The sequence below is a fragment of the Commensalibacter melissae genome (genome assembly GCF_003691365.1).
GTDB classification, from domain to species: domain Bacteria; phylum Pseudomonadota; class Alphaproteobacteria; order Acetobacterales; family Acetobacteraceae; genus Commensalibacter; species Commensalibacter melissae.
Map to the genome: position 1 here is coordinate 1,373,485 of NZ_CP033087.1, position 12,912 is coordinate 1,386,396.

At 40.5% G+C, this 12,912-nt stretch carries 9 protein-coding genes; 2 read left to right on the forward strand and 7 right to left on the reverse strand.

The features are described 5' to 3' along the window. Positions 1-16 precede the first annotated feature (16 nt). A complete protein-coding gene (locus D9V35_RS06240) occupies positions 17-580 on the reverse strand; it encodes a hypothetical protein (RefSeq protein WP_198194914.1) in 564 nt (187 codons plus the stop codon). Between the two features lie 392 nt (positions 581-972). Here D9V35_RS06240 and D9V35_RS06245 point away from each other — a divergent pair, with 392 nt between their 5' ends. Beyond that, positions 973-1,530 carry a hypothetical protein gene (locus D9V35_RS06245; protein ID WP_110438271.1) on the forward strand — a complete coding sequence of 186 codons (558 nt, stop codon included), beginning with the start codon at positions 973-975 and terminating at the stop codon, positions 1,528-1,530. A 67-nt stretch (positions 1,531-1,597) separates the two neighbouring features. Further along, positions 1,598-3,619, forward strand: a complete 2,022-nt coding sequence (parE, locus tag D9V35_RS06250; protein ID WP_122123800.1) for a DNA topoisomerase IV subunit B — start codon at positions 1,598-1,600, stop codon at positions 3,617-3,619. Positions 3,620-3,731: 112 nt separating this feature from the next. Here the strand turns inward: parE and fumC are convergent, their stop codons facing one another. The 6 genes from fumC to ileS form a co-directional block, all read right to left on the reverse strand. Further along, positions 3,732-5,177, reverse strand: a complete 1,446-nt coding sequence (gene fumC / locus D9V35_RS06255; RefSeq protein WP_122123801.1) for a class II fumarate hydratase — start codon at positions 5,175-5,177, stop codon at positions 3,732-3,734. Positions 5,178-5,296: 119 nt separating this feature from the next. Further along, positions 5,297-6,838, reverse strand: coding sequence for a complex I subunit 4 family protein (locus tag D9V35_RS06260; RefSeq protein ID WP_122123802.1), 1,542 nt, complete (start codon positions 6,836-6,838; stop codon positions 5,297-5,299). 131 nt (positions 6,839-6,969) lie between these two features. Further along, a complete protein-coding gene (mutL, locus tag D9V35_RS06265; protein ID WP_122123803.1) occupies positions 6,970-8,793 on the reverse strand; it encodes a DNA mismatch repair endonuclease MutL in 1,824 nt (607 codons plus the stop codon). Between the two features lie 60 nt (positions 8,794-8,853). Further along, the gene (locus D9V35_RS06270; protein WP_122123804.1) at positions 8,854-9,378 is read right to left on the reverse strand and encodes a DUF3035 domain-containing protein; all 525 of its coding nucleotides are present in this window, start codon (positions 9,376-9,378) and stop codon (positions 8,854-8,856) included. A 74-nt stretch (positions 9,379-9,452) separates the two neighbouring features. Next, complete coding sequence (gene lspA, locus D9V35_RS06275; RefSeq protein ID WP_122123805.1) at positions 9,453-9,959, reverse strand: signal peptidase II; 507 nt, start codon at positions 9,957-9,959, stop codon at positions 9,453-9,455. A 20-nt stretch (positions 9,960-9,979) separates the two neighbouring features. Continuing rightward, positions 9,980-12,856, reverse strand: coding sequence for an isoleucine--tRNA ligase (gene ileS / locus D9V35_RS06280; RefSeq protein WP_122123806.1), 2,877 nt, complete (start codon positions 12,854-12,856; stop codon positions 9,980-9,982). Positions 12,857-12,912: the final 56 nt, after the last annotated feature.

Consider the following 12,912-nt stretch of genomic DNA (forward strand, 5'->3'; position numbering starts at 1 on the left):
TGGTAAATTCAAATCATCATTTAGCTTTTCCTACGGTTTTTCGATGATGGGAGACAGCTCTATGACGTGTTACCTTTTTTCGAGAGGTCGTATTTTTGTTCGCGGGTTCTATAGCGGGTTTAGGAATCTGAACACCTGTATTGTCTACTGTTACATCTACTGACAAAACCGTTTTATTGCCCCCATCCTGATGTAAAAGATTCACAATGAATCTATCTGTTCCTGCATATGCCAAAGATGGCGTGTATCTTATATAGGTTCTTTTATCATAATTATAAACAAATGTCTTGCCATGTTCAGGAACAGTTGCAATACCAAAAGAGATGAAGTTGTTTTTGGAGTCAGGTTGCACAACATTGAATTCACATTGACCATCATCGCTGCGGACTGTCATCGTCGTTTTCCAACTTCCATCCGCTTCTTTGACTATAGGTGTTATTTGACAAACAGATGATTTTTTTGAATATTTAAAAGGATTGGCAGCCTCCCTATCGGGTTGGGCCACTGGTTGCTGATTATGTTGACAAGCTGCCAAAGCAATTCCCAATGAAGCCAAAATAAAAGATGAACGCAAACGCACGAAACTAGCCTCCATTTATTAAATCCTACCTATAACTTGGCAGTTTACAATATACAAACTTGATGAGAATATTAGTTTAAACCCGGATTGGTAAAAAAGATGTAAGAATTTATTCCTACCTTTTGTATCAATCACACATCCACTTACAAAGATCACTACCAGATAAAAACAAAATCACCAATAACTTTATGATATTTTAGATGAATTTTAACTTTTTTATTTTCGTTTATTATTGCAAAATGTGAATATAAACTATTGCATTATGTACAATTCCTGTTATATCCGATTTAATAATGTCATATACAACTGCAATAAACTTTTATAGAATAAATCCAATATTCTTTTAACTACCCAACCAATCTTTTTAGTTCATATCCGATTTGGAGCACTCAATGTCTCTATTAGTTAAACGCTTTCTCTTTTCTGGATTAATCGCTGCGGGAATGTTTTCGAATCCATCATGGGCTTCAACGGCCACTTGCAATAATTCCCCTTCTCACGAAGCTTTTAACATAGAAGGCTTGAAAAGCGAATTAATGGTGACAGCCCTTTCATGTCAGGCTCAAAATCAATATAACGCCTTTATCAATCAATTCCGCCCGATTGTTAGCAGTGAGGAAGTTAAATTGAAGGGGTATTTCCGGTCAAGTTACGGAAAACGCTCAGGAAAGGCATATCAAAAAGCATATGATGATTACATAACACAGCTAGCCAACGTACAATCCTCTCAGGGACTTAAAGCGGGAACAATTTTCTGCATTCAAAGAATGTCCATGTTTGATGAAATCAAACCATTGAAAACGGCAAGTGAATTGTCTCAATATGCAGAGGCAAAAGATATTCTCCAACCAGCATCTTATGAAATCTGTCAGGCACCTGCAACACATAAAAAAGGCAAAGTCGTTAGAAAAAGACGAATCACACGCAAAGCGGCTGTTCACAAAAAATAATCTCAAAATTTAAGAGTCATGAAGAAAACATTTTGTAAAAACGTGTTTGTATGCGAAATACACTTATATGAGCGATTTATTTTCTTCAAACAATTCTTCTAAAACCCATTTTGCAGACAAGAAAAATGTAAAAGGGATAAAATCTGTTACCAGCGATTATAACGCCAAAGACATAGAGGTTCTTGAAGGTTTGGAGCCTGTCAGAAAGCGACCTGGTATGTATATTGGTGGTACGGATGAAAACGCCCTGCACCACATGGCAGCTGAAATATTGGATAATGCCATGGATGAGGTCGTTGGCGGTTTTGCAAACACCATTCACATAAAACTTGAACAGGATAACAAATTAACCATTCGCGATAATGGACGCGGAATTCCTGTTGACCCTCATCCAAAATTTAAAAATAAATCAGCCTTGGAAGTAATTCTAACCACGCTTCATGCAGGAGGGAAATTTTCCAATAAAGTCTATAATACTGCTGGGGGTCTTCATGGAGTTGGATCTTCTGTTGTCAATGCCCTATCTTCTTGGATGGAAATCGAAATTGCCCGTGATAAGATGCTGTGGAAACAAACCTATGAACGCGGATTACCGATTACTCCATTAATTGAATGTGGTTATATACAAAATCGCAGAGGAACCCAAATCAGTTTTATTCCTGACATCGAGATATTTGGCAAACTGCAATTTTCACCGAAACAGTTGTATAGACTGTGTCGCTCCAAGGCGTTTCTTTATAAAGGTGTCACCCTAAACTGGTCGTGTGATCCTGAATTAGTGAATAACACTGATATTCCAAGGGAGACAATCCTGCATTTTGCTAATGGACTTGAAGACAGTTTGAAAGAAGAAACCGACTCGGACCAGTTGATCTGTCCTATATGGTCCGGTGACGTCAATTTACCCAATGATTCAAAAGGTGAAAATACAGGCAAAATTGAATGGTCTTTGGCATGGCTGGAAAAAGGTGAAAGCGGTTTGGCATCGTTTTGTAATACCATACCGACGCCATTGGGTGGAACCCATGAACAGGGCTTCAAAAATGCCCTGTTAAAAGGAATTCGGACATGGGGGGAAAACCGGTCCAATAGAAGATCCTCAATCATCACTTCTGATGATATGCTGGGATCTCTTGCGGCAAAATTATCCATCTTTATTCGGGATCCAGAATTCCAGGGACAAACAAAAGAGAAACTAAGCTCAAAAAATACAACCAAACTTGTTGAAACCGCACTACGGGATCGTTTTGATCACTGGTTGGCAGCCGATCCAAATCAGGCAGATCAACTTTTCTCTTTCCTTCTTGATAAAGCTGAAGAACGTTTACAACGTAAAGAAAACCGGGAAACAGTAAGAAAAAGCGCAACAAAACGTTTAAGATTACCAGGTAAGCTGACCGATTGCACAAGTTCTAATACCAATCAAACAGAAATCTTTATCGTAGAGGGAGATTCTGCTGGAGGATCGGCCAAACAAGCCCGTAATCGCGAAACTCAGGCAATTTTACCTTTGAGAGGTAAAATTCTCAATGTTGCAAGTGCTTCCAATCAAAAATTAAATAATAATCAGGAATTAAAAGATTTAATAGAAGCCTTGGGTTGTGGCATAGGTTCCGCATTTGATATTGATAAACTACGCTATGGTCGCATCATTATCATGACAGATGCGGATGTTGATGGTGCGCATATTGCTTCTTTATTGATGACTTTTTTCTATCAAGAACTTCCAGAACTTATTCTCCAAGAAAAAATTTATCTGGCTCAACCACCCTTATACCGTCTTAGCCAAGGAGATAAAATTATTTATGCCATGGATGATAAGGATAAAGACCGTAATTTATCAAGGTTGAACCAAAAAAAAGGTAAAATTGAAGTTTCTCGTTTTAAAGGTTTGGGTGAAATGCCACCCAAGGATTTAAAGGAAACGACAATGGATCCCAAACACCGTATCCTATTGAAAGTCATCATTCCTCATGATGAAAAAGAAATCACGGAAACACGTGTTTCTGATTTAATGGGAAGAAAATCAGAAATGCGCTTCCAATTCATACAGGAGCATGCCAGTTCTGTTGATTTACTGGATATTTAATTCAATTATATTATAAATATTCGTTTTATCTGCCATGGAAAGGAATTATTAAATTCCTTTCTATTCGTTGTTAAAACATTTTATCGATGCCTAGAAAATTAAATCTTTTTATTTAGGCACCTTCTACACCATGTCCAGCCATCCACCGAGGTTTTACATGCTCGTCAAACTGCTTTTCATCAATCAATCCCGATTTTAAAGCCGCCTCTTTAAGACTTAATCCTTCAACATCCCCCATATGGGCAATTCTCGCCGCTCCATCATATCCTACGACAGGTGCCAGAGCTGTAACAAGCATTAATGAATTATCAATATATTTTTGAATACGCGCATTATTTAATGTTGTCCCTTCGACTGAAAATTCACGAAAGGCTTTAGCTGCATCCCTTAACAATCGGCTGGCGTGTAGCGTATTCATGATAACCAGCGGACGCGTTACATTTAACTGCAAATTTCCCTGTGAGCCAGCGAAGGCAACGGCAGCATCAAGACCCATGACCTGCATGCAAACCATGATCATTGCCTCACATTGAGTCGGATTGACCTTTCCAGGCATAATTGACGACCCCGGTTCATTTTCAGGCAAATGAAGTTCTCCAAGTCCACATCGTGGTCCTGAAGCGAGCCAACGAGTATCATTTGCTATTTTTAATAGAACAACCGCAACGCCACGTAACGCAGACATCGTGGCCACCATAGCGTCAAGTCCACCCAAGGAGGCAAACTTGTTGGGCGCTGTTACAAAAGGATAGCTGGTGATTTGAGCGATTTTTTTAGCAATTGCCTTGGAGAAACCTTTTGGCGCATTCAATCCTGTTCCAACAGCTGTTCCACCTGCAGCCAGTTCAAACAATTCTTTCTCTACTGATTTTAAACGATGTAAACTTTCCTTTAATTGAGCAGCCCAACCAGACCATTCTTGACCAACGGTTAAAGGAACTGCATCCTGTAAATGGGTACGACCGATCTTTACAACATCCATCCATTCCTTAGCTTTATGCTCAATGGCATTATGTAATTTTTGTAATTCTGGAAAAAGATGCCTTTCCAATTCCATTACCATAGCGACATGCATAGCTGTCGGGAAACTATCATTGGAAGACTGTCCCATATTCACATGATCATTGGGATGAACAGGTTTTTTGGAACCGATCTCCCCCCCTAAAAGCTGAATGGCCCGATTGGCAAGCACCTCATTTACATTCATATTGGTTTGTGTACCTGAACCCGTTTGCCAGACACAAAGAGGGAAATGATCATCAAGCGCACCCTCGGCTGCCTCTTCAGCAGCCTGAATGATTGCTTTTGCCTTCGTTTCATCCAAACGGCCCGCTTCACAATTCACCTCTGCGGCGGCATGTTTAACAATACCGTAGGCATGATAGACCTCACGCGGCATGACATCCCCACCAATATTGAAATGATGCAAGGAACGTTCAGTCTGTGCTCCCCAATAACGATCCGCAGGGACCTCAATTTTTCCCATTGAATCACTTTCTTGACGCAATCCTTTTTTATCAATTCCAATTGCCACTTCGCCAGAAACAGATTTGATCATAATTTACCTTTTAAAAAAATTATTAAAATAATCACTATAAATCATAAAAAAAACCCACGCATAAGCCAAGAGAGGCAACGTGGGTATTAATCAAATATATTCGCTTAGACTATCAAATCTTAGCGAACAAAAATACTGTGCATATTATTAATATTATCGGCCACAATATGACCATGATTCATCAATTCTGCTATACGGTCTGAATTTGTAAAGGCAGTCACTACCGGATTAAAAACCGATAAGAAACTGTTTGGATAAATCCCCATCCACAGGATAATTACGGCTAATGGTACCAAGATTGTCATTTCTCTTGCGTTTAGATCCCGAATTGAATTGATAACCGGATTAACAATTTTTCCAAATATGACATTGCGATACATGACCAGCATATAAACAGCACCTAATATCATGCTTGATCCCCCCAGGAAAGCAACCCAGAATGATATATGTAAAACTCCAATCATGACCAGCAATTCACCCACAAACGAACCCGTACCAGGCAGTCCAACATTGGCCATGATAAAGATCATTCCAAGCAAGGCCAGTTTGGGCATTTTACTAGCGATACCTCCAAACGCCTCGATATCTCTTGTACCAATACGATAGGTGACAGCGGCAACACATAAAAAAAGTGCCGCAATTGTTACCCCATGAGTAAGAACCTGTAATAGGGCGCCATCAATTCCCTCTGGTGTCAGAGAGAAAAATCCTATGGCAATAAGACCCATATGAGAAAATGATGAATAGGCTATAATCCGTTTAATATCTGTTTGTTTATAAGCGATTATTGCACCATAAATAATCGCACATATACCCAATCCCATAATCAGCATTGCATAACGGTGAGATGCCTCAGGCAACATTAAAACACAAAATCTTAATAATCCATAGGCGCCTGCCTTAGACATGACGCCAGAAACCAGCAAGGTGGTCGACGCCGGACCCTCAACATATGCGGCTGGTAACCAGGCATGCAGAGGAAAGAGAGGCAATTTGACTCCAAACGCGAGGATAAAACCCAGCAATAACCACCCCTGGACAGCAGGTGAGAAAGATGCGTGCATTAAAACGGGAATATCCGTGGTACCTGTATTCACCCATATCCACAAAATCCCAATCATCATAAATAAAGAACCAGCAAACGTGAATAAAAAGAATTGCAAAGAGGCAAAAATCCGTTTCGGACCTCCCCAGATTCCAATTAACATGCTGCTTGGCAGCAGGGTCGCTTCATAAAAACAGTAAAATACAACCATATCTAGCGCGGAAAACAGGCCAACCAATGTCGTTTCCAACACCAGAATAGCAACCATATAATCACGGATACGATCCGTGATCATCTGCCATGCGGCCATTATTCCAATCAGGGTCAATAAAGTTGATAGGATAATAAAAAATAAACTGATCCCATCCACGCCAACATGATAGGAAACACCAAATCCCGAAATCCATGAATTTTGAATTTCAAATTGATATCCATCATGTCGAGGATGAAATTCACTCCACATAACAATTGACAGACCAAATGTTATGATACTTGTCCATAAAGCAATCCAACGGGAAGTACGTGCAACCTCTTCAAAGGATCCACGCATAAGAAAGATGACCAAAGCCCCAAGCAAAGGCAAATACGTTACTAATGTAAGCAGTACTGAATGCACGGTATTCTCTTTTTTAATCTATTTAAACGTAACAATTGTTCGATTATATACAACTTTCTGACCATATTGCCCAGAAAGTTTTTATTTTTGTCAATATTACTTAAAATTAATTTTTCCTTAATATCAATTTATTAAGAGCGATGAAATAATTTTTCCATATCTTTTTTGCTCCATTTCAGCCATGTCGGTCTTCCATGTGAACAGGTTCCTGCCCTTGGAGTGGCCTCCATTTGACGTAAAAGGGCATTCATCTCTTCCTCATTTAAAGAGCGGCCTGCCCTTACACTGTTATGACATGCCATTCTGGCAAGAATAGCATCAAGTTGGGTATGGACGGATTCAATATCATTAACCGACATCTGTTCTTTATCCTGCAATTCTTCGGCAAGATCAATCAAAAGCGACTGTGCGGAAATGCTTCCCAAAAGTTGTGGTAGAGCCCTGACCAGAATCGTTTTTTCACCAAAAGATTCTATTTCTATTCCCAAATCGGCCAAACTGTCCTTAAAACCCATAAGACAACGATAATGAACAGCAGAAAATTCAATTGCTTCCGGTATGAGTAAAGGCTGTGTTTGTATTCCAGCCTCTAAATACTGTTGACGTAATGCCTCATGAGTTAAACGTTCATGAGCTGCATGCTGATCAACAATGACAAATTCTTCATGTTCTGTTACCGCAACAATATACGTTTTGAAAATTTGTGCCACGGCATATCCCAAAGGCAAGGTTGCAGTAGTTTTTTGATATTTTTCATCAGGAAATCTTGATAACGTATCTCCAACATCCTTGAAAGATAATCCTGCTCCCAATTCAAAACTGTCCCCGGCACATGCATCTTCTTCTTGAATAAATTCTTTATTGTTTATACCCATTCTTTGCTGATACGCGGGATATTGAATAGAAGCTTTTTTGGGATGATATTGTGTGATGGGAAAAACGTGCAAAGATTCTGGATTAACATTTACAACTCCCGCACCAATAGCCAGACTCTTTTGAATGCTACCAATTATCAAGGCTCGAACTGCAGCTTCATCAGCAAAACGCAATTCAGTTTTGGCAGGGTGTACATTCACATCTACCTGATCCAAAGGTAGCTGCAGAAAAAGTACGGCAACAGGATAACGTCCTTTTTCAAGAACTTGACGATAACCAACACGAATAGCCATTTGCATTACTGGATCAGCAACAGACCGATCATTAACAACCATAATTTGACCATTTGTTGTTGCCCGATTTACAGATGGAGCACTGATGAAACCGGATAATTTCAAATCCCTCCGATCGAAATTCAACATGATCAGTTCTTCATCATGAATATCAGAAAACACTGCCAAAATACGATCTTTTTGCGATTGAATCGGTAGATTCAAAACGGTCTTACCATCTTTTATAACAGTGAATGAAACATCGGGGTGAGAGATGGCCAAACGCTGTATAATCATTTCACACCGATTATATTCAACTCGAGCGGTTTTCAAGAATTTACGTCGTGCAGGAAGCGCATAAAATAAATCTTCTACAACAACTTGTGTTCCCATTTGACCAGCGGCCGGACTAGGGTTTATAATTTTTCCACCTTCAACCGAGATCTGCCACGCACTTTCCGCCGATTTGACACGCGAAATAATTTTCAATCGGGCGGCGGCCCCAATGGAAGGCAGAGCTTCCCCCCTAAATCCCAATGTTTTAATATTTACAAGATCATCTTCAAACAATTTTGAAGTACAATGTCTTGAAACTGCAAGAGGCAGGTCGGCAGCCTCTATTCCACAACCATTGTCAATGACCTGAATATGATCAATACCACCGTTATCAAGATTGATCTCAATTCTGCCTGCCCCTGCATCAAGCGCGTTTTCCACAAGTTCTTTAACAACGGCGGCAGGACGCTCAATAACTTCTCCTGCAGCAATTAAATTAACTGTATGTTCGGATAAAGGGCGAATAATCATTATTCTAATAATGACTTGGAGAATTGCAAATTTTTTTATAACCCTCTTTTGTCAAAAAACCTATTTTTGCGTCGTTGTTGGTGTTGCCCCGTCATCAGGACGCAAACCCAAACTCAAATTATTATGTAATCGTTTATTTTCAGCCGCACTGTCAACAGCCAAATCTGAAGGCTTGCCATTTTTCCAGAACATGACCTGGTCAACAAAACCATTCTGCGTGACCAACTCATTATGACGCTCCTGATCAGCTGATTGATTGGCATCCTGAATCAACCGGGTTTGACCCTGGCTTGGAACATCTTTCATGCCTTCCAAGGCAACATCGGGAGAAAGAATTTCCAATGCCTGCTGACGTATGGACTGTTCTTGAGGTCTGACTCCATTTTCATCAGGCTTCATCAAACTATCATTAGGTGGCATTGATAAAGGCGCGCGAGTCGTAACGGTATATTCATCAGGCATTGATCTTTTGATACCAAATGCACGGGAAACATCCTGACCGGAACAGGCAGAAAGCAAGACAACAACACCGATTAGGGATCCCATGGGCAATAAAAATTTCAAACCTGATTTACGCATTATCATCCGTCTTATTCCTTAACAAAATCCGTAAAAGCAATAATAGTTAATAATATGAATCTATTTCGTATCATATTAAACTATTCTTCCCAACCAAAAAAAGCATCCATTAACAAGATAATCACACCACAAACAATTGCGCTATCTGCAACATTGAAAACATACCATGACCACCCCGCAACATGAAAGTGAATAAAATCAACCACCGCGCCAAAGCGCAAACGGTCTAAGATATTTCCCAACGCTCCGCCAACAATGGCACCCAGACTCATGATAACCCAGATTTTACGGGCACGAATCATCCATATGAATAAACTTGCCGCAATCACAAAAGCGGAAACAGAAAAAATAACGGATCCCCATGAACCAAACTGGCTCAACATGCCAAAAGTAATTGCCCTGTTCCATACCATAGTGAAGTTGAAAAATGGAATCACGGGAACAGAACCTTTTTGGGGCAAATTTACTATATTGAGAATACAGTATTTGCTGATCTGGTCCAGCAAGAATATCAGAAACAGCATTCCTAATCCCCAATACCATTTTTTCAAATGATTAACTTGCACGACAACGGAACTTTTATTCATGAAAATCCCTAAACCAAATATTACGAAACAACATCGATACAACGCAAGCACAATTCTGGATAACTTGAATTGTCTCCCACTTCATCGAGAACTTTCCAGCAACGTGCACATTTATGTCCTGTTGCTACCCGAATACGAGGTGCGGCATGACCCTCTCCACCCTGTTTGGTTTCCACTGAATACAAAGATGCCGAACCCGGTATAATATTGATATCAACCCGGGACACAATAACCAGTTCAGCCCAGTCATAATGGCCAAACAAGGCGGCTTCTTCCTCTGAAAAATTCAATTCTACAGCAGCTTGGAGCGAAGACTTGATAATCCCTTCCCGACGCATATTTTCAATTTCCGTTGTAATGATACGACGAATGGAGCGTAATTGAATCCAACGTTTTGCCAGATTATCATTCGACCATTTCACAGGTATGAGAGGAAATTCTTCCAAATGAACAGTTGCATTCTCACCAAAGCGAGCAGTCCATGCATCCTCTGCAGTAAAGCATAACACCGGTGCCAACCAAGTACATAAACATCTATGCAATACATCCAATACGGTTCGAACCGCCCTACGACGTATATCCTCTTTTTTATCACAATAAAGTGAATCCTTGCGGATATCGAAATAGAAAGCCGACAAATCACTTGTACAAAAATAGTGTAAAGCAGGATAAACCCCAACCCATTCATGAGTATGAATAGCTTTTTGAATAACCTGATTCATTTCATAAATACGATGCAGAACCCATTGCTCAAGTTCAGGAAGATCCTCATAATCAAGTTTTTCCTTATCTGAAAACCCTTCCAAACCTCCAAGAACCCAACGTAACGTATTTCTTAAACGTCGGTATAATTCACCTTGCTGTTTTAAAATCTCTTTTCCAATTCGAAGATCTTCATTCGTATCAGAGTTCATTACCCATAAACGCAAAATGTCTGCGCCAAGTTCATCATTGACATTCTGGGGTGCAATAACATTACCGAGGGATTTTGACATTTTACGTCCCTGTTCATCCATTACAAATCCATTAGTGACAATGGCCTTGTAAGGTGCAACTCCACGTGTTCCCACACATTCTAGCAACGATGACTGGAACCAACCACGATGCTGGTCGGAACCTTCCAAATACAAATCCGCAGGAAAATTAAGTTTGTCCCTACCCAGGACAAAAGCATGCGTTGAACCACTTTCAAACCAAACATCCACAATGTCAAACACCTGTTCGTATTCTTCACTATTGTAATTTTCACCAAGAAAACGCGAGGGAGAAGAATTATACCATGCATCTGCACCTTCTTTTTTGAAAGCTTCTATAATCCGTTGCATAACTTCAGCATCCCTTAATACCTCACGGGTTGCCTTATTGACAAAAACGGCAATTGGCACACCCCAGGCACGTTGCCGGCTAATACACCAGTCGGGACGCGAGGCAATCATGCTGGTCAAACGGTTACGGATTTGTGCGGGAACAAATGTAACATCCTCTAGAACTGACAATGCATTCTCACGAATTTTTCTATTATCATCCATTGCTATGAACCATTGCGGGGTAGCACGGTAAATAATCGGGGCCCGTGATCGCCAGGAATGAGGATAAGAATGCACGATGGAGGATTGGGCAACAAGACCAGTAAATGGTTTGTTTGCATTCCTTGCCTCATCTCTGGATAAGTTTAACTCTTCACAGACAGCTTCAGCCGCCTTGAAAACATGGATACCGGCAAATAGAGGGACATCCGAAGCGTAACGCCCATCATCTTCAACATATTCCGTTACACCAATTTGATGTTGCTGACATAAATAAAAATCATCTTCACCATGTGCGGGAGCACAATGAACCAATCCTGTTCCCGCTTCAGTCGTGACGAACTCGCCTGCTAATAAAGGGACATCAAAATCATAGCCTTTTCCCCTCAAGGGATGCGCTGCAACTGCACCTGCCAACGCGTTTCCTTCAAGCGATGCCTCTTCCTTGAATTCCGTAATACCTGCCTGTTCACAAAATGAGGCCAGCAAATCCTGTGCAATAAGAAAATTAGCTCCAATGGACACGTGGGAATCAGCGTTAACAGCTTTAACACTGATAATTTGATAGGTTATATCGTTATTGTAAGCTATGGCTCGGTTAGCAGGAATTGTCCATGGAGTCGTTGTCCAGATAACAGCCGAGACATTTTCCAATAAATGCTGGGGGGTTGGATCTTTGACAAAAGGAAAAGCTACAAATATAGTTGTCGATGTATGATCATGATATTCGATCTCGGCCTCAGCCAGAGCCGTTTTTTCAACCGGGCTCCACATAACAGGACGCAGGCCACGATATAAACTGCCATTTAATAGAAAACGACCAATTTCTTCAACAATGGCTGCCTCTGAACTGAAATCCATTGTTGCATATCGGTGATCCCACTCTGCCTGAACCCCAAGTCTCTGAAATTCGGATGATTGAATTGACAACCAGTTTTGGGCATAGCTGCGACATTCTGCCCGAAATTGCAATACCGGGATATCATCCTTGTTTTTACCTGCCTTGCGATATTTCTCTTCTACCTTCCACTCAATGGGCAAACCATGACAATCCCAACCGGGAATATATCGAACAACCTCTCCATTCATACGGTGGGAACGATTAATCACATCCTTGATAATCTTGTTAAGTGCATGTCCGATATGCAGATGTCCATTGGCATAGGGAGGGCCATCGTGCAGGGTAAAGACCTTTTTCCCTTCCAAAATCCGTTGATCCGATTGCCGGATAATGGCCTCATCCAATCCTATTTTTTTCCAACGTTCCAAAATTTCAGGTTCCCGTTGAGGTAACCGCCCACGCATTGGGAATGAGGTTGAAGGTAAAAAAACTGTATCTCTATACAGGTCGGTAGATTTGGATTCAGCCATGATTTCGTTCTAACTGTAAAATTAAAGTAGATTAAGACAATATTTGATTTTATAAA